Source organism: Parabacteroides goldsteinii DSM 19448 = WAL 12034 (assembly GCF_000969835.1).
GTDB lineage: Bacteria > Bacteroidota > Bacteroidia > Bacteroidales > Tannerellaceae > Parabacteroides > Parabacteroides goldsteinii.
The window spans coordinates 601,156-628,027 of record NZ_KQ033912.1; the positions used below are offsets into that span (position 1 = coordinate 601,156).

Genomic DNA, 26,872 nt, shown 5'->3' on the forward strand with positions numbered 1-26,872 from the left:
GATCAAATAACAGATAAAAACAAGAGAATGAGATTACTGCTAATATTCATCACTTTTATCATGGCAACAGCTAACTGTTTTGCCCAATCGTATGAGGAACTGATTGAAAAAAGTTACGACTTTCTGGATAAGAAAGACCTGGTGTCTGCCGAAGAAAGCCTGAGGGCCGCCATGCGCCTGGAACCGGGAAACCCTATGAACTATGCCTTGTTGACAAACCTCGGCAGTATCCAACGCCGCCAGGGCAAGCTCCAGGATGCGCTGCTTTCCTATACGGCCGCACTCAGCGGACGTCCCAACAATCCGACTATCCTGGAGAACCGCGCCTCTCTCTACTCCGAGCTGGGAGAAACGGAGAAAGCGCTGAATGATTACGATGCCTTACTGATCGTGGAACCGACAAACGAAGAGGCTCTTTACTGCCGCGGACTGATCTATATCCAAAAGAAGAATTATATCTGGGCGGAACAGGATTTCGATAAAATACTCGAGATGAACGAAAAGTCCGTCCGTGCCCGTCTGGGACATGCCATTCTTGAAAAGATGCGTGGTAACTATGAGGAAAGTGAAAGAATCTTCAACTACCTGATCAGCCAGATGCCCCGTGACTGGCTATTGTATGAAGGTCGTGCCGATGTGTATTTCATGATGGGCAAGAACGCCCGCGCCATGGCAGATATTAACAAGGTATTTATTGAAAGTACTCCCAGCGCTTCCCTGTATGTGCTGAGAGGAAAAGTGAAACTGGCCCAGTATGAAAAAGAATCCGCCGCAAAAGATTTCCTGAAAGCACAGGAAATGGGCTATGACCAGACAATCATCGACGAGTTGATGAAGATGACAAAATAATAAACTCACAATCAGCATTCCTTCATTCCGACTTTTTATGTCAGCTCCAATGGGTTACAACCTATTTCTTCGCAAGATATCGAGCCACCCAATATGTATACATTGTATATATGATGTATATTTTCTACCTTTGTGGAAAATATAAAAGATTATGGCAAGAATAGCAATCGAAAAGAAAAGGAAAAATATAGATTTGTCTGTAGACACTTTGAAAAAGCTGTCCATTATGGCTGCTTCACAAGGTAAAAGCGTAAAGGCTTTCATAGAAAATCTGTTGGAAACCAAAGCAAATTCTTTGAGTATAGAAGTTTCAACAAATCCGAGCCCAAGCGGTGACCCGTGGTTTGATGATCCGGAGAATATGGCATCTGTCATGCGTGGCATTGAAGATGCAAAACAGGGCAGAGTTACAGCTTATACAATAGATGATATCAAAAATTTGTTAGGCGTATGAGCTATAAACTGAAGTTAACGGATGAAGCCCAAAAACAGCTACTCCAATGGAAGAAATCAGGAAAGAAGAAAGATCTAGCCAAAATTTTTTCACTATTCCAGGAGTTAGAAGAGCATCCGACCACCGGAACCGGACAGGTAGAGCAATTAAAAGGCAACCTTTCCGGTTTTTGGAGTAGACGTATAGACAAACATTATCGTATCATCTACGCCATACATGAAGAGATTGTAACTGTTGAAGTCGTTTCTGTAAAAAGTCATTATGGCGATAAATAAAAATGGGACGAAAAATGTTTCGCCCCATCGGATGTTTTAATCAAATTACTTCTTCGCAATATATTCAGCAATCCAGTCCCCTACTTCGCTGGTCTTGTAGGCTTTGCCATTTTCAGCGATATCTTCGGTTACAATATTGGCTTCCATGGAAGCGGCAACGGCTTCGCGGATCAATGCGCCTTCTTCCATCCCGTTGAAAGCATATTCGAACATCAGGGCGGCACTCAGGATAGTAGCCAGCGGATTGGCTATATTCTTTCCGGCAGCCTGCGGATAAGAACCGTGGATCGGTTCGAATACGGAAGTATGCACACCGATAGAAGCAGAAGGCAGCATGCCCAATGAACCGGTAATTACCGAAGCCTCGTCTGTCAGGATATCACCGAACATGTTTTCGGTAACCATCACGTCGAAACTCTTCGGCCATTGAACCAAACGCATGGCGGCGTTGTCGACAAACATATATTCTGTCTCCACATCCGGATATTCCTTTTCAATCTCCTGTGCTACCTGACGCCAGAGACGAGAAGTAGCCAACACATTCGCCTTATCGACTACCGTTACTTTCTTGCGGCGTTTCTGTGCATACTGGTAAGCCAGGCGAACGATACGTTCGATCTCTTCACGGGTATAAACACAGGTATCGTAAGCCGTGTTCCCATCTTCGCTTCTACCCTGCGGACGACCGAAATACATACCGCCTGTCAATTCGCGGATACACATAAAGTCTGCTCCCTCGATCAGTTCGGCACGAAGCGGAGATTTATGCAACAGCGACGGGAACGTTGTTACCGGACGGATATTGGCAAAAAGTCCCAGCTTCTTACGCATTCCCAGCAGTCCTTGTTCGGGGCGTACCTTTGCGGAAGGGTTATTATCATATTTCGGAGAACCGATCGCACCAAAATAAACGGCGTCGCTCTGCATACAAAGTTCGTGCGTTTCATCCGGATACGGGTTGCCGGTCTCATCGATGGCAACCGCTCCCACCAGAGCGTGTTTGTAACTTAGTTCGTGGCCATATTTTTCGCATACGGCTTTAACGGCTTTCATGCCTTGTTCTACAATCTCGGGACCGATACCGTCGCCGGGAAGGACTGCGATGTTTAATTTCATTTCAGTTTGTTATTTTAGTCTCTTTTAAATAGCACATATTTGGGTTCCATAGGGACGTAACTATCATCGTCCCACAGGGTGCTCGTAATCATCAGGTCGGCACTGTAACGGTTACAAGCAATAGGCACATTATGAACACGACACTGGCGAAGCAACATCTGAATATCAGCTTCGTGCGGTTGCGCGTTCAGGTCATCGATCAGGAAGACCGCCAGATCCACCTCCTTGCGTACCACCATGGCAGCAATTTCTGCATCACCGCCTAACGGCCCGGAATGCATACAGATTACTTCGGCAGCAATACCTTTCTCGTCGAAAGCATTACGTATCAGTCCGCCGGTTGTACCGGTACATACTAAAAGATGGTGGGAAAGGAATTCTGCATTGTGTACAGCCCATTCTACCATGTCAGCTTTACGATTGTCGTGCGCTACCAGCGCAATGGTCAGTTTTCTGTTCATAACTAATACCTCCTATATTTATTGTTCAATCTTATTCAGCATCTTCAGCGTCGCCTTGATGGCGGCTTCCGTCTGGTCGGCATCGAGGCCGCGGGTTTTGAAATCTATCCCGGCATAATTCCAGCTGATGATCGTCTGCACAAAGGCATCGGTACGACCTCCGGGGGGAATGGATACGGAATAGTTCGTCAGCATCGGGAACGGGCGACCCAGGTCGGAATAGATCTTGCGAAGGGCACGGACGAACGCGTCGTACTGGCCGTCGCCGGATGCCGACTCTTCGTATGCCTCGCCGTCGATCTCTATTTTCAGCGTGGCTACCGGCCTCAGTCCCTGCGCCAAAGATAAGGAATAATTTAATATACGGATACGTTGGTCCGCCATTGCATCGTGATGAAGCACATCGCTGATAATATATGGCAGGTCTTCCGTCGTCACCATTTCCTTCTTGTCGCCCAGTTCGATGATACGCTCGGTGATCTTACGCATGGACTCGTCGTCCACGTCGATTCCCAACGATTCCAGGTTCATGCGGATATTCGCCTTGCCGGAAGTCTTTCCGAGGGCATATTCGCGGACACGGCCGAAACGTTCGGGGATCAGGTCGTTGCAATACAGGTTGTTTTTGCTGTCGCCATCGGCATGAACGCCGGCACATTGCGTAAAGACATGTTCGCCGATGATCGGGCGGTTCGGGGCGATATGGATGCCGGAATAGGTCTCGACCAGACGGCTTGCGGCGTTGATCTTTTCTTCCCGCACGCTTGTCTGACCGTTCAGATGATCTTTTATCACGGCGATCACGCTGCTGAGCGGTGCATTTCCCGCCCGTTCGCCCAGGCCGTTGATCGTGGTGTGGACACCGTGTATTCCTGCCCGGACTGCCGAATAGACATTGGCTACCGCCAGGTCGTAATCGTTGTGGGCATGGAAATCGAAATGCAGTTCGGGATAACGGTCGAGCATCTGTTTGCAGAACTCGTACGTATTGCCCGGATTCAGGATGCCCAACGTATCGGGCAGCATAAAACGTCGGATCGGCAGGTCTTTCAACGCATCGATCAGCTGGAAGACGTAATCGGGAGAGTTTTTGATCCCGTTCGACCAGTCTTCCAGATATATATTAACCTCAATACCTCTTTCGGTAGCCAGCGATACAACAGAACGGATATCTGCAATATGCTGTTCGGGCAATTTGCGGAGTTGTTCGGTTACGTGTTTATACGAACCTTTACAGAGAAGGTTTACCACGCGGCAACCGGCCGATTCGATCCAGTTGAGCGAGGCGTCGCCATCCACAAAGCCCAATACTTCGAGCTTATGCAGATTTCCGGTACGTTCAGCCCAGGCAGCCACTCGCTTCACGGCTTCGAACTCTCCGTCCGATACGCGAGCAGAGGCAATCTCCACGCGGTTTACTCCCAGATCCCCCAGCAGCATCTGTGCAATACTGAGCTTTTCGTGAGCCGCAAAAGAGACACCCGATGTTTGTTCCCCGTCCCGAAGGGTTGTATCCATTATTTCTACCATCTTACTTTCTATTTGCTTCGTACGCTTCTATCTTCGACTTATTAGCCAGCAGGTAATCGATATCGTCCAGGCCATTTACCAGGCAATCTTTTTTATAGGCATTGATGTCAAAGGATTCGCTTTTGCCGGTTGCGTTGTTGGTGATTGTCTGCGCGGGCAGGTCGATTGTCAACGTTGCTTTCGGATCGGCTTCGACAGAAGCGAATATCTCCGCCAGGAACTCTGGAGAAACAACAACCGGAACAAGGCCGTTGTTCATCGAATTGTTCTTGAAGATATCGGCGAAGAAACTGCTGACTACCGCCCGGAAACCATATCCGGCAATCGCCCAGGCAGCATGTTCGCGGCTGGAACCGCTACCGAAGTTCTTCCCGGCAACAAGAATCTGACCTTTATAAGTATCCTGGTTCAATACAAAGTTGGGATTAGGGTTACCGGCTTTGTCATAACGCCAGTCGCGGAAAAGATTATCGCCGAAGCCCTCGCGTGTGGTTGCTTTCAGGAAGCGGGCCGGGATGATCTGGTCTGTGTCGACATTTTCCAAAGGAAGAGGGACACAGGTCGATGTTACTATCGTGAATTTTTCTTTCATTTCGTTCTCTTAATTTATCGGTTTATTTATTGTAATTATTCGCGCTACCCGCGAAAGCCCTTTCGCGGCACCGGCGACACCACTGTCTCCACATCAACGACACCTCTGTCGCCGCACCGGAGACCGTCCCTGGTTACCGCATCGGAGACTACATCAACTCCCGGGGATCGGTGATCTTACCCGTTACTGCCGCAGCCGCTGCCACCAACGGCCCGGCCAGGATAGTACGTGCACCCGGTCCCTGACGGCCTTCGAAGTTACGGTTTGAAGTAGATACGGCATATTTGCCTGCCGGAACCTTATCTTCATTCATGGCCAGACAAGCCGAGCAACCCGGCTGACGCAGTTCGAAACCGGCTTCCGTCAATACCTTATCGATACCTTCCGCACGGATCTGGCGTTCCACCTGCCAGCTACCCGGAACCAGCCATACGATCACATCGTCGGCTTTCTTCTTTCCTTTCACCAGGGAGGCAAAAGCACGGAAGTCCTCGATACGGCCGTTCGTACAACTTCCCAGGAAGACATAGTCGATCTTTTTGCCCAATACCGGTTCACCGGCAGTGAAGCCCATATAGTCCAGAGATTTCTTGTAAGAGATACGGCCGGCCTCGTCTACGCTCTCCATTGTCGGGATGTTTTCGCGGATACCCATTCCCATTCCCGGATTGGTTCCGTATGTAACCATCGGATCGATGTCTTCTGCATGGAAAACGACTTCCTTGTCGAATTTGGCATCGGGGTCACTGTAAAGTTCGCGCCATTCAGCCAGTTTCTTTTCCCAGGCTTCGGCACGGGGAGAGAATTCACGATCTTTCAGATAGTCGAAAGTGACCTGGTCGGGAGCGATCATACCACCGCGGGCACCCATTTCGATAGACAGGTTGCAGATGGTCAGACGTTCTTCCATTGTCGTGTTGCGAATCGCTTCGCCGGCATATTCAACGAAATAACCGGTAGCACCGCCTGTCGTCATCTTACTTATAATGTATAGGGCGAAATCTTTTGCCGTTACACCCGGTTTGCGTTTGCCGTCGATGGTGATACGCATCGTCTTCGGCTTGCGCTGCATAATACACTGAGTAGCCAATGTCATTTCTACCTCGCTGGTACCGATACCGAAAGCAATCGCGCCCATGGCACCGTGGGTAGAGGTATGAGAGTCACCGCAAACGATCGTCATACCCGGCTGAGTCAGACCTGTTTCCGGTCCTACTACATGGATGATACCGTTTTTAGGGTGTTGCAGACCGTAATAAGTCAGATTGAAATCCTTCGCGTTCTTTTCCAATGTATCCACCTGGTTCTTGGAGACAGGGTCTTCGATCGGTTTTTCCTGATTCAATGTCGGGATATTGTGGTCCGGCATACAAGTAATCTGCTCCGGTCGGAACGGCTTCAGACCACGGGCACGTAACCCCGCAAACGCCTGCGGACTGGTTACTTCGTGGCAATACAGACGGTCGATGTAAAACTGGATCGTTCCGTCGGGCAGAGTATCCACCACATGTTTCTCCCAAATCTTTTCGAATAATGTCTTGCTCATTGCTAATTATGTATTATGTTATTTTACGAACTTGTTGATTGCGTCGATAAAGGCTTCTACGGAAGCGGCGATGATATCGGTATTGGCGGCAAAACCATAGTAATTGTTTCCATCGTATTCCACCTGCATATGGACTTTACCCATGTCGTCGCTACCTTTATTAATAGCCTGGATGAGAAATTCCTGGATGGTCATCGTGCGGTGGATAATCGACTTCACGGCTTTGATGGCTGCATCCACCGGACCGTTGCCGGAAGCGGCTGCTTCAAACTTTTCACCGGCGATATTCAGGCAGACGCTGGCAACAGACTGTAAGCCGACACCCGATGTAACCTGCAAATATTCAAGTTTGATACGGTGCATGGCAGTGCGGTCTTTTCCGGCCAGCATCAACACGTCGTCGTCATTGATATCTTTCTTGCGGTCAGCCAGTTTCAGAAATTCCTGATATACCTTATCCAGTTTTTCCTGATCCAGTTCCACACCTAAAACACTCAGGCGGTGTTTCAATGCGGCACGTCCGCTACGGGCGGTCAATACGATTGCGTTATCGTCGATACCGACATCCTTCGGGTCGATAATTTCATAGCTTTCACGGTTTTTCAATACACCGTCCTGGTGGATACCGGAAGAATGGGCGAAAGCATTACGTCCGACGATCGCCTTGTTGGGCTGAACCGGCATGTTCATCAGGCTGGAAACCGTACGGCTGATGCCATAGATTTTGGTTGTGTTTATATTGGTTTCGATACCACGTTCTTTGTGGCTACGGAAGATCATGGCTACTTCTTCCAGCGAAGTATTACCGGCACGTTCGCCGATACCGTTGATGGTCACTTCCACCTGGCGGGCACCGTTCAGGACACCCTGCACGGTATTGGCTGTTGCCATACCCAGGTCATTATGGCAGTGGGTGGAGATGATTGCATGCTGGATACCATCCACATGTTCCATCAGATATTTGATCTTTTCACCATATTCGTCGGGCAGACAGTAACCGGTCGTATCCGGGATATTCACAACGGTTGCACCCGCTTTGATCACCGCCTCCACGACACGTGCCAGATAGGCATTGTCCGTACGTCCGGCATCTTCGCAGTAGAATTCGATATCTTCCACATATCTTTTGGCATATTTGGTGGCAGCGATGGCGCGTTCCAGTATCTCGTCCTGGTTGGAGTTGAACTTATAACGGATATGGTAATCGGAAGTACCGATACCGGTATGGATACGTCCGCGTTTGGCGAACTTCAATGCTTCGGCAGCCACATCTATATCTTTTTCAACCGCACGGGTCAAAGCACAGATAGTCGGCCAGGTAACGGCCTTGGATATTTCAACCACACTGTTGAAATCGCCCGGACTCGATACAGGAAATCCTGCCTCAATCACATCGACGCCCAGTTCTTCGAGTGCTCTGGCAACCTGAATCTTTTCAATACTGTTTAACTGGCAACCCGGCACTTGCTCACCATCCCGTAATGTGGTGTCGAAAATAAATAATCTGTCTGACATAGTTTTTATCATCTTAAATTTGTTAATATTCTTTTGTTCATTCATAAAAAAAGCCTCTCTCACAAGGAAGTGAGAAAGGCTCTTTTATATCTTCATGCATCAGAAAAGCACGTACAGTCTCACTTCCTATCCCGTTCCCAGAGTAGAATAATGTTTAGAGAAATAATGAGACTATTTGCTATATTCTGTTTCATTGTCATTTTTATTTAACGCTGCAAAGATACAGCCTTTTTCTAAACCACCAAATATAAAACGATATTTTTTACACATATTCTCTTATAAACTGAAAGAGGAAAGGCTTTCGAATTAATAAATCATTACTCAGACTTCCTTCCTATAACAGTCTCCCACCTATCCTACCCTGATAATCGGTATATCCAGCAGGAATGCGATTTTCTCCAGTTTATCTATCTGATGTCCAAGCCCTATCGCACAATGATGGGAAGGTCCTGCCTTGCTCCAGGCATCGATAAAAGCACGGGCACCACAGGCAAAACGATAGCGGCTGTTCGTATTTCCGATCTTCAAAGTCGGTCCTTCCACCGACTCCCCTTCGGCTGCCAGCAGGAAAACACCGTCTTTCCCTTCGCAGACGGACAGTAAAGTAACAGGGCCATGTTTGACCGTCATCTGGATAGACAATCCTTTACCCGGTTTGCCATGATAAACCGGAAGCGGCACCAACCGGACTTTTCCTTCCGCTATGGCAAAATGAGCCGGACCGTCATGCCCCAGCATAACGATATCATCCTTGAAGTCGAGGGCATAAAATTCAGAGAAAGAGCCGCCTGAGCCCAACAAAGACAGGATCTTCATTGCCTGTACATTCTTCACTTCACATTCTCCGGCAACAGGGATCTCGCGTCCGGTCAGCAACGTGTTCCCGGCAATGACGGAAGTCACAATATTCTCATAATCATTTCCGGCATAGCCTTCATAATAATAGGCCATCGAACCCAGGTCGTGCGCCTCGATCAGCCTGTCGAGGGCTATGGATGTCCGGGCGGCACGTTCCAGCTCACCGGCTTCGCATTGCTCGTCGATCTCAAAACAAGCATTGAATTCATCCAGTTTGTCTTTTACATCTTCATCGGTAACGTTGTCGCGGTAGGCTTTCAGTTCGCACATCTCTACGATTTCCACATGCGTACCGAAAACAGACGACTGCCGGGTCAGGTCGGTATACACATCGAGCATCCCGCAATAATAATGGCCCAGGATTCCCATGCGGTTATTCTTCATCCCATTTATCACACGAGCGGCATCGATCCAGCCGTTTATCTGCTTCCACACATATTCTTCCTGCAAATAGCCGCTTACGATTTCATAAGGAATACCGGCGCGGTTGAACACGCTGGCAAATTCAGGGACGGAACAGGCCTGGCAATGTGCCAACCATTCACCGGTCATTTTCCCCCTGTCACCCAATCCGTTTATATATTCATAGTCGATTGCCGCAACAGGCTGGATATTCAAGAGAATAACCGGGACCTTCACACGCTGGGCCAACGGCAGGACCGTCGAAGATAAAGCATAAGTAGAGATAAAGACAAACAGAAGGCTGATCTCTTCTTTCTTCAGATCTTCAGCTGCCTCAACAGCTTTTACCGGGTTATCAGCAATCCCGGCGTTAACGACTTCGGTGTCCGGACGGGACATCTCCGATGCGATCCAGTCCTGGTACCCGCAAAGACGTGTGTATAGTCCTTCAAATTGGGGCCAATACGTATCCAGGCCCAGCCCAATCAGGCCGACTTTAGTTTTTCCTGTTTTCATGGTATCTATTTTTCTATTATAAAATGTTATCAATAAGGAATACGGACGAATGCTTTTCTACCGGTAACGTAACCGTTGTCGTTTCCATGCCGGAAACACGTTTATGTTCATATGCCACCTTCATCCGCTGTCCGGTATGAGGGTTCAATAAGACAGGTTTCAGCTTCCCTCGCAACACGACATTTGCCTGATAGGGTTGATCTTTCAAATTGGCAAAATAATAAACAGACTGATTTTTCAGTTCCTTATGAATGTAATTCAATTCATGCCCTGCTTCAAAGGCCACGTCAGGAACAGGATAGGAATCCTCGATTGCAGTCTTTAAAGCATCCGGTCCAGGTTTCTCTACGAAAAAGGCTTTACCCGCAGTTGCGTAGGAAGCATTGACACCTAATATACGGGAAATGATGTCTTTCACCTCCTTGTCCTGTCCCGGTTCTACCGATTTCTCCGGCAACTGGGTTGTAAATATGACATTCCCCCCGGATTTAAAGAAAGACTCGACCTGTCGTAAAGCCGTTAACGATATTGTTTTTACTCCGGGAATAATAATCAACCGGAAAGTTTCTTTGTTCACCTGGTTGTCGAGGTGCAACAATCCTTTTTTCACACGGCATTTTGTAAATAAGACCTCCGGATGCAGATAAGTAAAATCACGCCCGAGGGTATCAGTCAATAAAGCCGAGACATGTGTATAATCCGTATTCGGGATCATTACCCCGCCTTCATAAAATCCCAGTTCCCCATCCATCACATGTTCTCCCTGAAGAGATTCGATCGGATAAAGGACTGCTATATCGGCGACATGTCTTCCTTCCTGCCGCAAAATATAGTTGAGACGGGACAGGAACTTATTAAATGCCGGAAGTGAATCGCGGTACAGTTCGTTCCGCCAGGATAACTCAGGCAGGAAAGTAACATTCCGATCATTATACCAGACAGCATGTGGGATAAGCGTATTGACCCCTTTCGTATATTGTTCCATGGCTATGTGGTAAAGCTCTTTTACACTGATATTCCCCATAGCGCCGTATGTTTCGGACATTACCTGACGTTTGTCCCAGTTATAGGCAGAAGAAGAAACCACTTTATAAAACAATTCGGTCGGACGGCCTCCGCCAATTTTGTCAATACCGGGAATCCCCATATATTTCCCGCACAACATCAAGTCACCAGAAGTACCCACCGGATTCGCAATCTCTTCCTGATCCTGATGACCGGTAGAGTAAATGCCATGGGCAGAAGCCCATTCACCGATTATTTTCATAAAACCTTCGGAATACAAATGGGCACGCAAGCCAAACAGACGGTTCCGCGCAGATTGCGTTTCCTCCCCGATGTCATACCATAATGCCGGATACAGTAATTCGGGAGATTCCCCGTAACGAGAGATAAATTTCTCGTTAAACGCGTCTGTCCAGATACGTCCCTTAGCCCGGTACAGGGTCGGTTCATCAAAAAAAGTTTCTATGATCGTATTCCCGAAATAGGGAGAGAAACGGTCATAATATGCCTGATGAGTTTCTTTTACAAACAGCCTGACGGCTTCAGGGTCCAGATAATCCACATTCGGGTCGCCATCTTTCACACAGACGAAAAACATGATCTTCCAGGCTCCTTCCGGAACTTTCCATTTGAGTTTACCGGAACGAATATATTGTTCCAGCGAAATCCGATGCTTCGTCAGCGTGTCCATTGCAACGACCGACATCAGTTTTCCGGCAGGAACGACCTGTTCGAATGATTCGCCGACAGCTATTTTATACTCCACTTTGTCCAGCCGCTTGATCGTGGCATCCGGATATTTGTTCATGAAGCGAGGTACCCCATCCGCGTTGATGGCTCCCATACTTCCACTCGGAAAACCATACTCATCATACAGGGACATATGCACATCCAGTTTCTTGGCTTCCTCTATAATCTTGCTATAAAGATTAAAATAATCGTCTGACAGATATTCCGGCTTGAAGTCTTGCCCGAAAGGAAGGATTGCACAACCGCCATACCCGTCTTTTCGGATCATCTGACGGAATTGGTCCAGCAATTCGTTTTCATTGACCGTCGCATTATTCCAAAACCACAAAGGAACAGGCTTATATTTATTCTCCGGATTTACAAAAGCTGACTCACTGACCTAGGCAGATACTCCAAACGAGACAAAACACATACATATGACAAAGAAAATACCTTTCATTAAAGATTCTATTTAGGTTATACCAATGATTACCGTTTTTATGATTGTACAAATATAGAACCTCTGCTTCAACAGGTTATTTTCAAAACTGATTCTATTCTTCCTATTTTTGATAGTTCAGCCGGAGGATGTTTCTCCCATCTATATGTCTTATTTGGTTATTGTCAGCTTATCCACCTCTTTCCCCTCCATGTCCAGTATCCTGATGTTTAATTCTTTTGCGCCTGCTTCCGCTTTCAACACCGTATTATTGGAGTTTACAATAACCGGAAAACGAACACCGTCTTTCGGTTCATTCCGCATATACCGGTGAAGGTGGCCGCAAAGCATGAGATCGACACCGGCATTATTGAGTAAGGGGATAAACTTTTCGGCAACTTCCTGCTCACCATGCCAACCACCGAACGGAGGCATATGGCAAACTACGACTTTAAACGGTGCTTCTTTATACTCCTTGCTTTCAAGTACCTTCTTCAACCATTCCGCCTGTTCCGTACGATACTGGTCATAGACTGTTATGCCGGCATATTCAAGATCCGAATCCGGTTTATCTTCGCCACTGTCCAGGATAACAAAGCAGACAGGTCCCTGGCGGAACATATAATAGATATGCTCCTGTTTCGGAGAGAAATAGTCCTGGAATGCGGTAGCAAAGGAACCGCGGGTTTCATGGTTTCCACGGGTATAGTACATCGGTATCTCGGAGGCGAAAAGCTCGGTTGCCTTATCCATAAAGCCTTCGAATATTTCCTTTTCATTGTTGAAAATAGAGACCATATCGCCATTGAACAGAAACATATCGGTCTTTTTCAGATCGCAATGGGAAACCAGTTTTTCCAGCACATCACTTTTTCCGTGGATATCGTTGACCATGGCAAAGTTCACGGATTGCCTGCCATGATCGCTGGTCAGGAACGTCAGCGGTTGCTTGCCGTAAACAGACGTTGCCGCCACATTCCCGTAAATCACCCGCCAGCCAACATGGCTTAACACTTCCTGCGAATACACCCGGTAGCGATAACGTGTGCCGGGCTTTAACCCTGTCAGATGCACAGAATGGACGGTAGAGGTCAGCTTGATGCCATTCTTCGCATTAAAGAACTTCGGACGTTCCGTCTGATAATAATGAGTTCCGTCATCAGGAGCCAGTTCCACCCAGCCGATCGAAGGCTTGTTTGCAGTCCATACAACAGTGACTTCATTTTCTCCCAGATTTTGCAGATAAGGGGCATGCGTTATCTTTATATCATCCTGGGCATAAGCAGAAAAAGTGATTAATACAGACAAAATAAACAGCAAACTGATTTTATTCATGGTATATCTTTTTAAGTTGTTAACGATCTCCTACAAAGATACATTCTTCATTTATTCCGGCAAACCCTACCGGGATTAAATCCCGGTATCTACAGGAAAGAAGCACACCTTCACAGACACGCCTCTCCTTTTATGACTGATTAAACTATACCAAAAGAATTTGGTCCATTTCTTATCAGATATGAACTATCCTGTCCCCGTGCTTGACACGGGGCCGCAGAAGAACAGGCAGTATCAAAAGATACATATAGGATACGGTTTGTGCTTTTGCGATCCCGTGTCGAGCACGGGAACGGGATAGTTCAAATATTTCTATATTGAAACATCCTTTTGCTGCGGTTGCCTTGTTTACTATTGATGATTTACTTTTTGGGATATAAAAGCCAAGTCCTATCCGGAGAACATACTATTGGATACAAAGCGTCAGGAGAGTTCCTGGAAGTTAAAGGATTGTCAAAATGATATTTTATGTATGTGCTGAAGGAATTGTACGGGCAAAGGGAAATGTCGATCTGTTTTTATAGAAATCTCGCCGACTTACCTTTGTTCGCTTTGACCTGATTGTTGCAATATTCATATCACAAAAAATGTATATTATCTATGATTGTTACCCATATACCACATCTATTCATAATTTATTAACATATTGCTATTTTACACACACATCAAAAAGCGGTTGCTCTGGAAATAAAAACTGTCTAAAAACATATGATTTTCTTTTTTTTAAAAGCACTAATTGAGGTGTTTTTCTTCTCTAAACGAATAAAAACTCCACTACAATAGAAATTTATCTCAGTTTAAACGAAATTGAAACCCGTTTAAACTAAAATTTTCTTGGGTTTAAACGAGATAAAAAATCGATATCAGATATCTGTTATGTTAATAAATGTATGCTTCCCTTTTCTAGAATGAACAAATAAAAAATAAGTCTGTTTCCTCCAAAGGCCATTTACACTCATAATATTCATATATCATTCATTTTTATATCATTTTGATTTTGCCGTCTGTTTGGTTACAGGAAGTGAAGTTTCCATACGACTCTGATTTGCATCGACCGTTTCACTGATATCATGTTCACTATTATCGGTTGAAAGAGAAACTATTTTTCGCAATGACATACGTTTACTGGTAATTCTGGATCAGGTGAAAATACTGGATTCCACGCATCGCCAGCGCCTGACCTTTGATGTGTTTTTTCTGTGGTACAAATATTATCAGGCAACTCTTTCCGATATTTATTATGAGAGATAAACCGGATTTATTTTCTACCAACCCTTTCGACATACGAAAAAAGAAGTAATCTGGAGCCGGAAGTAATCGAAAAGATTGCCAAAGCATTAGATATACCCGAAGAAGCAATTACGGAACTAGGCGAAGCCACTTCCATTAATATCTTTTCCGGCACCTGGCAAGATAATGCTAATTGCCAGAATTATAATCCTACATTTACCCCCTTAGAAAAAGTCGTTGAATTATACGAACGTTTATTGAAAGCGGAGCAGGAGAAGGTGGCCATGTTACAGGAAGTGCTAAAGGACAAAAAGTAAAACAGTGAACATCAAATGTTACAAATAAAAGAGAGGGAGGCATGTAATAAACACCTTCCTCTCTTTTATTTATTTACAACAGATGAAACTTACTGCCCGCTCCACGGATTCTGATCTGATTCGGAGATCGCATCATTATTCAGGATTTCCATTTGCGGGATTTGGCAGAAGAAACGGTAATCGTTCGACTCCAGCGTCCCTATCGGTTGCGGATCGAGCGCATTATATCCGTTCAGATACTGCATGCCCCATACGTAATGTCCGGCAGGATTGGTAGTTGATTCACCGATACGAACCAATCTCTTTTGCAGGCGCACCAAGTCATAAAAACCGGCTTGTCCTTCACAGATCAACTCTTTACGGCGTTCCACATAGATGTCTTCCAGCAAAGCTTCGCCTCCAGCATTGGTTGTCGGGGTAGCATTACGCGCCACCTGCAAACGGTTCAGCAGATTCAGGGCCTCACCGGAATTACCCTTTTGGGCTGCAGCTTCGGCCATGATCAGCAGCATTTCTGCTCCGCGCATCAGGCAGACTTCCGGACGGGTAGCGCTTTGAATAACGCTTCCGCCGTCTTCACCATAATGCTTGTATTTGTCGAAAGCCCATTTTGTATTGATTTCCGTATTCGCATTGTTCGTACGTTTCCAGAACTGGTAACGGTCTTCTTTTTCTTCAAACAGTTTCACAAACTGCTCATCCACGAAGTAGTCAAGGAACGAATAGATAGGGCCGTCGGCATAACCCTCACCGTAGCTGGCATCCTGGTTATACCAGAAATTGAACTGCGTACTACCGCCCAGGTTATTATCGGCTGTATATTTCATGGCCCATACCACTTCCGCATAATTGCCGGAGATCATATCGTCGAAACCGGAACGGTATTGTTCGCGGGTCATCAACTGGCTGTGCTGGTCGTAGACGATCTTGGCTTCGTTGTAAGCGCCGTCCCAGTTCTGCATCACCAGGTAAACACGGGCCAGGATTCCCGAACATATTTTGGAGTTGATCAGCCACATATCGTCCGGATTATAATCGGCAAGCAATGTTTTAGCCGTCGTCAGGTCGGACACAATCTGGGTATAGACTTCCTCTACGGTAGAAAAACCTTTATGGGATTCATCATCGGAAGAGGTACGCAGGATCACCCCACGCTTGCTTTTAGCTATCGCATACGTCTGTTGGTAATTCTGGATCAGATGGAAATACTGGATTCCACGCATCGCCAGCGCCTGACCTTTGATATGTTTCTTCTGTGTCTCATCACCGGCAGCGGCATCCACATTGGTCAGGATGATATTGGCACGGTTGATCACATTATAGCACATCGACCAGATTTTTGAGGCATTTCCGTCAGCCTGTGTTTTTGAGTTGGAATACTGGTATGCTGTTACCTGATCACCTCCCATATTGGTATGGCTGATCACGTCGGCACCACTCGCATCGACATACATCTGGAATCCGGGAAGACCAGCATACACACGGTCGCCTTTATCGGTATTAAAATACAGCTGCTTATAGGCTGAAGTCAATACTTTTTCCAACTGGGAGACATTCCCCAGTACATCTTCATCGTTTACTTTCACATAGGAGCTGGTTGTCAGGTCGTCGTTACATCCGGTCAGGGCCATACCAGCAAAAACCAGGGACAGGAAGGATATATTTATAAATCGTTTCATAAATATCATTTTTTACGTTTACAATGTGATTTGAATACCGACCATATACAGTCTTCTCGAACCCTGAATACCGTTATCGGTTTCAGCATTACCGTTATAACTGTTACCCATTATACCTGTTTCGGGGTCTGTGTAGCGTTTTTTGGCAGGACCGAAAGTCAACAGGTTATTACCGGTTACATAAACACGCAGGTTTTCTACCAGGGCCTTGCGGGTAAGGCTCTTAGGCAGCGTATAGCCTAATGTCAGGTTTCTCAGACGCCAGTAGTGGTTGTCGAACACGAAGTTATCTGCATATTTTACCGTCGCGCCATACTGGTTGTACGACCAACGTGGGATAAGCACATCCGTATCGCCCGGCTGACGCCATCTGTCCTCAACCAACTCCTGTATCACACCGACACCCGGACGGTTCATGATACGTTCTTTATATGTATAGTCCGATATTTTGGAACCATAAGAATAATAGAACATGAACGACAAGTCGATCCCTTTGAACTGGAAGTTATTGGTGATAGCACCGAACACTTTGGGAATCGCGGAGCCACAGTACACAAAATCGTCTGTCGTTACTTCTTCCTGCTTTTCCGTACGTTTCCAACCGCCGTTACCATCGCGGATCAACCAGCCGGGTACTCCGGTTTCCGGATTAACACCATCGTACTGGGGGGCGATAAATTCATACAGGGACTTGCCTTCTTCCATCTTGTAGGTACAGGCCGTACCGGAATAGGTGTAAGGACCTGTAGGCAAATAAGTCACCTCATTTTTCAGCGTACTCATGTTGGCATCGATATCCCATCTGAAATCTTTCGTTGTAAGGATATTCGCATTCAATGTGATTTCAATCCCGCTATTACGCAGGTCACCGATATTCATATTATACCCAGATGCACTACCAACCTGGGCAGACAGAGGCAGTTCCTTATAATACAACAAATCATGGGAAGTACGGGAATAATATTCCACTGTACCGCTAAGTCGGTTGAATACGGAAAAATCCAAACCGATATTCCATTGCTGATTACTTTCCCACTTCAAGTCCGGTGTCGGATAGGTAGATGGTTTTAAACCGGATTTCAGATACAGGTCATCACTTTCATAAGTACCCTGGTATCCGTAAAGGACTTCATCCCCTGCCTTACCATTCGATTCACGCACGATCAGCTTATCATTACCAGTCGTACCGTAACTACCACGCAACGAAAGGTTATCAATCCATTTCAGGTCTTCCATAAAACCTTCTTTCGATATTCGCCATGAACCGCCTGTCGACCAGAATGTACCCCAGCGATGATCAGAGCTGAAACGGGAAGAACCATCCTCACGAAGCGAAGCGGACAAGTAATACTTATTCAAGAAGTTATAATCGACTTTACCAAAGAACGAAAGCAGAGAGTATTTATCACGTCCGCCGGAAACACCGAAGTTCTTGGTGGTATTCGACAATTCATATTTACCCAGTTCCATGATACCTTCACCCCAACCTTGTTCGTAGTGGGAATCCCAGGTATACCACTCATGTCCGACCAAACCAGAAATCGTATGGTCACCGATCACCCATTCACCTGACAATACATTATTCCAGGTGGTGGAGCGTTTATTGAAATTATAACGGCTGGCATAACCTCCGTCTGCCAGTATAGAAATACCATAAGGTGCAGTCTGTCCGCTACCATGTACGGCGGAAGTATATTGCATGGTACGATACCAGTAATCGTCAATATTCAAAGCCGAACGGAATTTCAGGTTGAAAGGCAGAGTAAACTCTGTATTTACCTGGGCAGACAGGATATGTCCCATATTGTTATCGAAACTGTCATCGTTCGGATTATCCCAATAATCACCCGAGTTATTCAGGATATGGGCACCAAAGAAGTTATTGGTATATTTACCGTAACTGTACATCCGTTCCCCTGTTTTTTCAGAAACTACCCAACCGGTATTATCTTCATTACGTAACCAGGGTGAAGACAAAGTCGTCGTAAAGTTAGCCGCACGGCTGGCACCACCGGAAAGGTTCTGGCGATGACGCGAATAAGAAAGGCTACCGGCCACTTTCCACCAATCGAACAACTCTGTACTCAGGTTTGTACGGAAAGAATAACGTTTATAATACTGCCGGTTACCATATCCCTGGTCGTCCAGATAACCGCCGGAGAAGAAATAGGCTGTTTTTCCACCATTGGCCTGACCACTTATATCCACACTATAATCCTGGCGCAGTTTACGGGAGAAGATAGCTTTGTAGACATCCCAATCATCTTCATCCCAGACATATTCCAGATTAGGATTCATGTAAGGATTCCCATTGCCATCATGCAATACGTAATTTTCATTGATATGTCTGAACGGAGTGACATAAATCAGATTACCATTCGAATCTTTTGTAGCCTTTACCTGTTTGGTCAATGCCTGCGACGAAGCATAATCGCCCGCCTGTTGCATATTCATGCCGTCATAAAGAAGGGCATCATAATACAAGGCATACCAGGTATTTTCCAGCTGCTGGTACGGATCGGCTTTTTTCGGATTCTTGACAGCATTATCCGAAGTACCCCAACCTCCGCGGAAGTTAATACGCGGTTTTTCTGATTTACCCCGCTTGGTTGTAATCATTACGACGCCGTTTGCTGCACGCGAACCGTAGAGCGAAGTGGCCGCCGCATCCTTCAATACCGTCATTGATTCGATGTCCGTAGGATTGATCTGGTTCAGTTTTCCATCGTAAGGCATCCCGTCCACAATATACAACGGATCTGCCTTTCCGGACATGGAAGCAATACCACGGATCTCCACACGGGCATCAGCTCCGGGGTTACCCTGTACATTCACGACATTCACACCGGCGCTCATTCCCTGCAATGCTTCTGCAAAGCCGGAACCCATAATCTTTTCGAGTTTTTCAGCTTTTACAACAGAGGCCGATCCGGTGAAGGTTGATTTCTTAGCCGTTCCATAAGCAACGACAACCACTTCATCCAGATCCTGTGTCGCATCACTTAATTTTACATTTAAGATAGATTGCCCGTTCCAGGTGATCTCCTGTGTGGCTAAACCGACGAAGGAGATCACAATAACCGCTCCCCGCCGAACATTATCCAGAGTAAACTTTCCATAACTATCGGTTATCGTACCGATAGTGGTTCCTTTCACTACAACAGAAGCTCCGGCAACAGGTCCCATCTGGTCCTCTACCAGGCCGGTTACCTTATTACCCTGTTGTACTACCATCGTTTCCGGACCTGTAGGATTGGCAGCAATCGTACCTGCCGCACCCAACAATACAGAAATCATCAGTGATCTAATTAGTTTTGAGTTGGTCCACATAGCTAAATTCAAGTCTTTAATTAAATAAAATTAATCACAATAGCGTTCATTTCATTAGAGGTTACACTTTTCTAGGATAAAAGTGACTGGCATACATTGCAATAAAATAAAGTTAACTAAAACAAAGATATACTGATCATTACACACAACACTCTTCTATATTCCCACTCTACAAACTACAGTATCTCCATCAGCAAATATAACTTATCATTATTTAATACAAGCATAATTATGTATATTTATTGCTCTAATAAATATATTTTAACCACCATTTAATTGATTTTTTTATCTAAAATCCACATTCAAACAATGACATACATATTGGGATGAAAAATCAATAACAGTTGCAACCAAAAACATTTTTTAACCATTAACACATTACATAAACCATAAAAAAACGGCAACCCGAAAAGCCGGATTGCCGTTTCTATATCACAAAATGTTTAACTATTAATGTATCACCATTTATTAGTTGTTTTCAGGACGAAGTTTACGAACAACAGCACCTGCACGCCACATTTCACTTTCGCGAAGAGCAGCCAGTTCTTTTTCCAGACCTTCACGATAGTCAGGCTTGCTGTTTGTGTCGATAGAACGCTGTGCTTCGTTACCGCAGGCAACTTCGTTATACAGTTTCTGGAACACCGGTTTTGTAGCATCGTGGAACGGGCCCATCCAATCCAAAGCACCACGCTGTGCAGTTGTTGAACAGTTAGCATACATCCAGTCCATACCGTTTTCTGCGAACAACGGCATCAATGACTGAGTCAGTTCTTCTACTGTTTCATTGAATGCTTCAGAAGGTTCGTGACCGTTTTCACGCAAAGTTTCGTACTGAGCCAACAGTAATCCCTGGATAGCTCCCATCAAAGTACCACGTTCGCCAGTCAGGTCAGAATAAACTTCTTTCTTGAATGTTGTTTCAAACAAGTAACCAGAACCGACACCGATACCCAGTGCAATCACGCGATCCCATGCTTTGCCTGTTGCATCCTGGAAGATTGCGTAGCTTGAGTTCAGACCACGACCCTGCAAGAACATACGGCGCAGTGAAGTACCTGAACCTTTCGGAGCGACCAGAATTACGTCTACATCAGCAGGAGGGATGATGTTTGTACGTTCTTTGTAAGTGATACCGAATCCGTGAGAGAAATACAAAGCCTTACCCGGAGTCAGATATTTTTTGATGCGTGGCCAAACTTCAATCTGAGCAGCATCTGAAAGCAGATACTGGATGATAGTTGCTTTTTCGCATGCTTCTTCGATATCGAACAGTGTTTCGCCCGGTACCCAACCGTCAGCAACAGCCTTTTCCCAGGTCTTACCACCTTTACGTTGTCCTACAATTACGTTAAAACCGTTGTCGCGCAGGTTCAGGCTCTGGCCAGGACCTTGTACGCCGTAACCTATTACAGCGATTGTTTCGTCTTTCAATACTTCTCTTGCCTTTTCCAACGGAAATTCTTCGCGGGTTACTACGTTTTCGTCAACGCCGCCAAAATTCATTACTGCCATTTTCTTTTTACTATTAAAATGTATATAAAATAATTTGTTTTTCAGATCCAGGTAACGGCAGCGCGGCTGATGGCTTTGCCGTCGTTACAGATTGCCATATTATATTTACCGGGGGATACTTCCTGGTTATGGAGAGTCAGCTCCATCCCATACTTTCCTTCGGACTGATAAGCTATTTCGAAACGGCTTATCTCTTTTTCTCGGAACAGGCTGATATCGAACAAGTCGAGCAGGTGTTCCATGTATTTGATACTGTTCAGGTGGCCGTTTACGTCTAGGTCACTGTACTTCACACGGTAAGGTTCGCCGGAAGTGTTGTTTTCCACCGGAGCAATTTTACCCGGTTTTTCAATCGGACAGGGACGGTCGGTGATATAAGCACTCAGGCCCTCCACATCGAGCAAGGTCGGGCGGCGGGTTTCCATATCGATAGCCGCCCAGATAGAGCGGGCAAAGCCAAAGGTCTTGCCTTCGCCGTTCACCAGTTCAAAGCAACGGCTGGTAAACAACTTACCGACCTCATCCACCCAGGTATATAAAGTTACGGATTCAGACATGGCAGGATAAGAAGTCATCTCGATAGCCAGACGGGAAAGAACCCAGGCGGTATGCCTTTCGGTCATATCGTTATATCCGAATCCACGGTCGGCGGCATGGCAAGAAGCAGCATGCAACAAATAAGTTCCGATCATAGGGATTGTAATACGTCCCCGGAAGTCCATCAGATAAGACTCTGTTACGAAATGAAATTCTCCTACTTTGTTCTTCTCCATAATTTACTTTATTTACAAAATGTTTCCTTATTATTCTCAGACATGTTTTTCCTGCAACTTCTTTTCCATTGCAGATAACATGTCGCTCAGACGTTCTACCTTACTCTTCGTTATAGCAACGCGTCCGGAACGGATAAATTGCAGGACACCGATCGTCTCACTCAATTCTTTAAACAAAGCCTGTGTCTCATCATAATGACCACTCTTTTCCAACACCACACAATCCTCATTCATTTCAAGGATACGGGCATTGTACTTACGGATCAGATCCTCAACCGTCCCCATCTTGATAAAGAGTTCGGTACTCAGTTTATAAAGAGCGATTTCCTGGTAAACCAGGTCTTCATCCGTATTATAATAGGCTTTCAGGATATCCACACGCTTGTCAATCTGTTTTACGACCTTGTCGATCGTATCCTCGTCGGCAAAGGTAGTAATTGTAAACTTATGTATTCCCTTTATAGCAGAGGGAGAAACAGAAAGCGTCTCAATGTTCAGTTGCCGGCGCGTAAAGATAACAGTTATCTGATTCAGAAGACCAACAGTGTTTTCCGAAAAGATAATAACGGTATATAATTGTTTTGTATTCATAGTTTCTCCTCCTTACTTATCACCCAAAATCATGTTTGTCACGCTTCCTCCGGCCGGAACCATCGGATATACCATACCACAAGTTTCCACATTGGCAACCAACATATAGGCACCATCGTGATTCAACATTTCAGCAATCGCCTCATCCAAGTCTTCCCGTTTATCTACCGCACGGGAAGCAATACCAAAAGCCTTGGCTATCGCTACAAAATCCGGATTCTTCATGATGGTATTCGAATACCGTTCGTTGAAGAACAGCTCCTGCCACTGGCGTACCATTCCCAGGAAATTGTTGTTAAGAACGATGATCTTTACATTCAGATTTTCCTGCATGATAGTTCCCAACTCCTGGATAGTCATCTGGATACCACCGTCGCCGGTAAAGAAACAGACCGTACGGTCAGGCGCTCCCAGCTTCGCTCCAATGGCGGCGGGAAGGCCAAAGCCCATCGTTCCCAAACCTCCTGAAGTAACTACGCTGCGTGTTTGTTTATATTTGAAATAGCGAACACCCATCATCTGGTTCTGACCTACATCCGTAACCAGAATCGCATCATTATCGGTTGCTTCGGAAACCTTACGGACTACTTCGCCCATTTTCAGTTGGCCTTCGGTAGGATAGAGTTCTTTTTCTATTACCTTATTATATTCCTCTTTTTCATCTGGTTCGAATTCAGCATTCCATTCCGGACGCTTCCGTTCTTCCAGTAAAGCCGTAATCATCGGAATCGTATGCTTGGCATTTCCCAGCACTTTCACGTCGACCGGCACATTCTTTCCGATCTCCGAATTGTCGATATCCAGGTGGATAATCTTTGCCTGCTTGGCATAAGTCTTCAGGTCGCCGGTTACACGGTCATCGAAACGCATACCGATAGCAATCAGCACGTCACATTCGTTTGTCTTGCGGTTCGGTCCGACATTTCCATGCATCCCCAACATACCTTTATTTAATGGGAAGTCCGAAGGTAATGCAGACAAGCCCAATACGGTAGAACCGGCTGGTATATCGTTTTTCAACAAGAATTCTTTCAGTTCTTCTTCGGCTCCTCCCAGGATAACCCCCTGCCCTACCAGACAGAATGGCTTTTTGGCATTATTTATCAATGAAGCAGCCACCTCGATACGTTCCTCCCTGATATCCGGTTCAGGCTGGTAACTACGAACATAATCCACTTTCTGATACTCATAATCTACCAAACCCACCTGTGCATCTTTCGCCAAATCCAGTACCACAGGTCCCGGGCGACCAGTCGATGCGATATAGAAAGCACGGGAAACGGCCCAAGCAATTTCTTCCGGGCGGCGTATCTGGTAAGCCCATTTGGTAATCGGTTGTGTGATACCGATCACATCAACTTCCTGGAAAGCATCTGTTCCAAGCAGCGGAGACGGAACCTGGCCGGCAATCACCACCATCGGTGTACTGTCCATCAGCGCATCGGCAATACCAGTGATGGTATTGGTTGCCCCGGGACCCGAAGTAACCACCGTTACTCCCACTTTTCCGGAAACACGGGCATATCCCTGTGCAGCATGTGTTGCACCTTGTTCGTGGCGCACCAGAATATGTTTTAACTGATCTCTGTAATCGTATAAACTATCGTAAATTGGTATCGCCTGCCCACCCGGATAACCGAAGATAGTATCTACTCCTTCAGCGATCAGCGCTTTCAGCAAAGCTTCCGAACCGGTTATCTTTTGTTCCATATTTGTTGTTTTATTGTCTGATGGTAACCTTTCCCCTCTTGAGAGGGGGTAGGGGGTGTGTTAATGCTATCCAATAGAGCTGAACTTTAACACACCCCTTATCCCCTCTCAAGAGGGGAAAGAATACTCTTTGTTACTAATTAATCTTCTACTATTCGTACACCGCCCTTATCGGCCGAAGCAACCATCTTTGCATATGCTTTCAGTGCTTTCGATACCGTACGTTGGCGGAAAGGAGGTGTAAAGGCTTTTGTTCCGCGGGCCTCTTCCGCTTCACGGCGTTTGGCCAGTTCTTCGTCTGTCACCTTTACATGTATGGTTCTTTCGGGAATATTAATTTCGATAATATCGCCGTCTTTCACTAAGCCAATCGCTCCGCCGGCAGCCGCTTCGGGAGAAATATGTCCGATTGACAAACCTGATGTTCCACCGCTGAAGCGTCCGTCTGTGATTAGCGCACATTCTTTACCCAGGTGTTTACTCTTTATATAAGAGGTAGGATACAACATTTCCTGCATACCCGGACCACCCTTAGGACCTTCATAGGTGATAACGACGACATCGCCGGAGACGACTTGATCTTTCAGGATACCTTCGCAAGCGGCATCCTGCGAATCGAATACTTTGGCAGGACCGGCAAAACGGAAGATACTTTCGTCTACCCCGGCTGTTTTAACCACACAACCGTCCTGTGCAATATTTCCATACAGAACAGCCAGACCACCGTCTTTCACATAAGCATGTTCCACATCGCGGATACATCCGGTTGCACGGTCGGTATCCAGTTCTTTATAATAACTTTCCTGCGATCCGAGCACCAGATTGAAACGGTGGGCCGGAGCACTTTTATAAATATTGATTGCTTCTTCCATTACATTTACAGAGGTAATGCAGTATTGGTCGATAGCCTCATTCAAAGTCAGACCATCCGCACGTTTCACGGAGCCGTCCACCAGACCGGCTTTTACCAGCTCATTCATGATACCGATGATACCTCCGGCACGGTTCACATCTTCCACATGATAAGAACAACTCGGAGCCACTTTACAGATAACCGGTGTTTTGCGTGAAAGCATATCGATGTCTTTCATTGTAAAATCGACTTCCGCTTCATGAGCCACGGCCAACAGGTGAAGGACTGTATTCGTCGATCCCCCCATGGCAATATCCAGCGACATAGCATTCAGAAAGGCCTGCCGGGTGGCAATACTGCGAGGCAATACGGAATCATCGCCGTCACGATAATATTTAAAGGCATTATCAACAATCATCTTCGCCGCTTTTTTGAACAGGCGGGTACGGTTGGCATGTGTTGCAACAACTGTTCCGTTGCCGGGAAGAGCCAATCCAATCGCTTCGTTCAGACAGTTCATAGAGTTAGCCGTGAACATGCCGGAACAGCAACCGCAGGTCGGGCAAGCGGAACGTTCCACCTTTTCTACTTGTTCGTCGCTGATAGAATCGTCAGCCGCTTCAATCATGGCGTCGATCAAATCGAGTGCACGTCCGTCCAGATTACCGGCTTCCATCGGACCGCCGGATACAAAGATTGTCGGAATATTCAGACGCATACTGGCCATCAGCATACCCGGAGTAATCTTGTCGCAGTTACTGATACAAACCATAGCATCCGCCTTATGCGCATTCACCATATATTCCACACTGTCAGCAATGATGTCGCGGGAAGGCAGAGAATAAAGCATTCCGTCATGTCCCATAGCAATACCGTCATCAATAGCGATCGTATTAAATTCTGCGGCAAAGCAACCGAGCTTTTCGATTTCCGCTTTTACCTGCTGTCCGATCTCGTGTAGATGCACATGGCCCGGTACAAACTGGGTAAATGAATTCACAATGGCAATGATCGGTTTACCGAACTGTTCTTCTTTCATGCCGTTGGCACGCCATAATGCACGGGCTCCGGCCATACGTCTGCCTTCTGTGCTATAGGAGCTTCTTAACGGATTCTTCATCATATCTGTTTTTATCTTTTAGTCAATAAAAAAGCCCTTCTCTATATGGAGAAAGGCTTAAGAAATATCTTTTACGACTTCACAACTTCTTACACACCTTTCTCCTTACCTACTAATGACTAGAAGGACCAC

19 protein-coding genes and 1 pseudogene are annotated in these 26,872 nt (G+C 46.1%); 4 read left to right on the plus strand and 16 right to left on the minus strand.

The features are described 5' to 3' along the window. Window positions 1-27 precede the first annotated feature (27 nt). The 3 genes from HMPREF1535_RS02580 (at window position 28) to HMPREF1535_RS02590 (ending at window position 1,578) form a co-directional block, all read left to right on the plus strand. Window positions 28-849 (plus strand): tetratricopeptide repeat protein, encoded by an 822-nt coding sequence (locus HMPREF1535_RS02580; RefSeq protein WP_007654450.1) that lies wholly within the window; start codon window positions 28-30, stop codon window positions 847-849. 151 nt (window positions 850-1,000) lie between these two features. After that, entirely contained in the window at window positions 1,001-1,303 is a 303-nt protein-coding gene (locus HMPREF1535_RS02585; protein ID WP_046145213.1) for a hypothetical protein, read from the plus strand. Then, window positions 1,300-1,578, plus strand: a complete 279-nt coding sequence (locus tag HMPREF1535_RS02590; protein ID WP_007654453.1) for a Txe/YoeB family addiction module toxin — start codon at window positions 1,300-1,302, stop codon at window positions 1,576-1,578. Before HMPREF1535_RS02585 ends, HMPREF1535_RS02590 begins: the two co-directional genes overlap by 4 nt. A 45-nt stretch (window positions 1,579-1,623) precedes the next feature. Here the strand turns inward: HMPREF1535_RS02590 and leuB are convergent, their stop codons facing one another. The 9 genes from leuB to HMPREF1535_RS02635 all read right to left on the minus strand — a co-directional run bounded on the left by leuB (window position 1,624) and on the right by HMPREF1535_RS02635 (window position 13,622). After that, the gene (leuB, locus tag HMPREF1535_RS02595) at window positions 1,624-2,694 is read right to left on the minus strand and encodes a 3-isopropylmalate dehydrogenase (protein WP_007654455.1); all 1,071 of its coding nucleotides are present in this window, start codon (window positions 2,692-2,694) and stop codon (window positions 1,624-1,626) included. A gap of 14 nt (window positions 2,695-2,708) precedes the next feature. Further along, complete coding sequence (locus tag HMPREF1535_RS02600) at window positions 2,709-3,155, minus strand: methylglyoxal synthase (RefSeq protein WP_007654467.1); 447 nt, start codon at window positions 3,153-3,155, stop codon at window positions 2,709-2,711. An 18-nt stretch (window positions 3,156-3,173) separates the two neighbouring features. Continuing rightward, window positions 3,174-4,685, minus strand: coding sequence for an alpha-isopropylmalate synthase regulatory domain-containing protein (locus HMPREF1535_RS02605; RefSeq protein ID WP_044214770.1), 1,512 nt, complete (start codon window positions 4,683-4,685; stop codon window positions 3,174-3,176). Between the two features lies 1 nt (window position 4,686). Next, a complete protein-coding gene (gene leuD / locus HMPREF1535_RS02610) occupies window positions 4,687-5,277 on the minus strand; it encodes a 3-isopropylmalate dehydratase small subunit (protein WP_007654471.1) in 591 nt (196 codons plus the stop codon). A 148-nt stretch (window positions 5,278-5,425) separates the two neighbouring features. Further along, window positions 5,426-6,823: a 3-isopropylmalate dehydratase large subunit gene (gene leuC, locus HMPREF1535_RS02615; RefSeq protein WP_007654472.1), complete on the minus strand. Its 1,398-nt coding sequence runs from the start codon at window positions 6,821-6,823 to the stop codon at window positions 5,426-5,428. 18 nt (window positions 6,824-6,841) lie between these two features. Beyond that, on the minus strand, window positions 6,842-8,338 hold the full coding sequence (locus HMPREF1535_RS02620; RefSeq protein WP_007654474.1) for a 2-isopropylmalate synthase: 1,497 nt from the start codon (window positions 8,336-8,338) through the stop codon (window positions 6,842-6,844). 351 nt (window positions 8,339-8,689) lie between these two features. Continuing rightward, window positions 8,690-10,114 carry an L-fucose/L-arabinose isomerase family protein gene (locus HMPREF1535_RS02625; protein WP_046145214.1) on the minus strand — a complete coding sequence of 475 codons (1,425 nt, stop codon included), beginning with the start codon at window positions 10,112-10,114 and terminating at the stop codon, window positions 8,690-8,692. Window positions 10,115-10,130: 16 nt separating this feature from the next. Further along, entirely contained in the window at window positions 10,131-12,197 is a 2,067-nt protein-coding gene (locus HMPREF1535_RS02630) for a glycosyl hydrolase (RefSeq protein ID WP_244275554.1), read from the minus strand. Window positions 12,198-12,458: 261 nt separating this feature from the next. After that, complete coding sequence (locus tag HMPREF1535_RS02635; protein ID WP_046145215.1) at window positions 12,459-13,622, minus strand: purple acid phosphatase family protein; 1,164 nt, start codon at window positions 13,620-13,622, stop codon at window positions 12,459-12,461. A 1,271-nt stretch (window positions 13,623-14,893) separates the two neighbouring features. Here HMPREF1535_RS02635 and HMPREF1535_RS26445 point away from each other — a divergent pair. Then, window positions 14,894-15,169: pseudogene (locus HMPREF1535_RS26445) on the plus strand (helix-turn-helix domain-containing protein); the annotation flags it as partial. Window positions 15,170-15,258: 89 nt separating this feature from the next. Here the strand turns inward: HMPREF1535_RS26445 and HMPREF1535_RS02645 are convergent. From HMPREF1535_RS02645 to ilvD, 7 genes are all read right to left on the minus strand, one after another. Beyond that, entirely contained in the window at window positions 15,259-16,848 is a 1,590-nt protein-coding gene (locus HMPREF1535_RS02645; RefSeq protein WP_007654482.1) for a RagB/SusD family nutrient uptake outer membrane protein, read from the minus strand. An 18-nt stretch (window positions 16,849-16,866) separates the two neighbouring features. Next, complete coding sequence (locus tag HMPREF1535_RS02650; protein WP_244275555.1) at window positions 16,867-20,145, minus strand: SusC/RagA family TonB-linked outer membrane protein; 3,279 nt, start codon at window positions 20,143-20,145, stop codon at window positions 16,867-16,869. Between the two features lie 501 nt (window positions 20,146-20,646). Next, window positions 20,647-21,693, minus strand: a complete 1,047-nt coding sequence (ilvC, locus tag HMPREF1535_RS02655; protein WP_046145217.1) for a ketol-acid reductoisomerase — start codon at window positions 21,691-21,693, stop codon at window positions 20,647-20,649. A 41-nt stretch (window positions 21,694-21,734) separates the two neighbouring features. After that, window positions 21,735-22,466 (minus strand): acyl-[acyl-carrier-protein] thioesterase, encoded by a 732-nt coding sequence (locus tag HMPREF1535_RS02660; RefSeq protein ID WP_046145218.1) that lies wholly within the window; start codon window positions 22,464-22,466, stop codon window positions 21,735-21,737. Window positions 22,467-22,502: 36 nt separating this feature from the next. Beyond that, entirely contained in the window at window positions 22,503-23,057 is a 555-nt protein-coding gene (ilvN, locus tag HMPREF1535_RS02665) for an acetolactate synthase small subunit (RefSeq protein ID WP_010802211.1), read from the minus strand. 12 nt (window positions 23,058-23,069) lie between these two features. Beyond that, window positions 23,070-24,767 (minus strand): biosynthetic-type acetolactate synthase large subunit, encoded by a 1,698-nt coding sequence (gene ilvB / locus HMPREF1535_RS02670; protein ID WP_046145219.1) that lies wholly within the window; start codon window positions 24,765-24,767, stop codon window positions 23,070-23,072. A 140-nt stretch (window positions 24,768-24,907) separates the two neighbouring features. Further along, the gene (gene ilvD / locus HMPREF1535_RS02675; RefSeq protein WP_046146373.1) at window positions 24,908-26,740 is read right to left on the minus strand and encodes a dihydroxy-acid dehydratase; all 1,833 of its coding nucleotides are present in this window, start codon (window positions 26,738-26,740) and stop codon (window positions 24,908-24,910) included. Window positions 26,741-26,872: the final 132 nt, after the last annotated feature.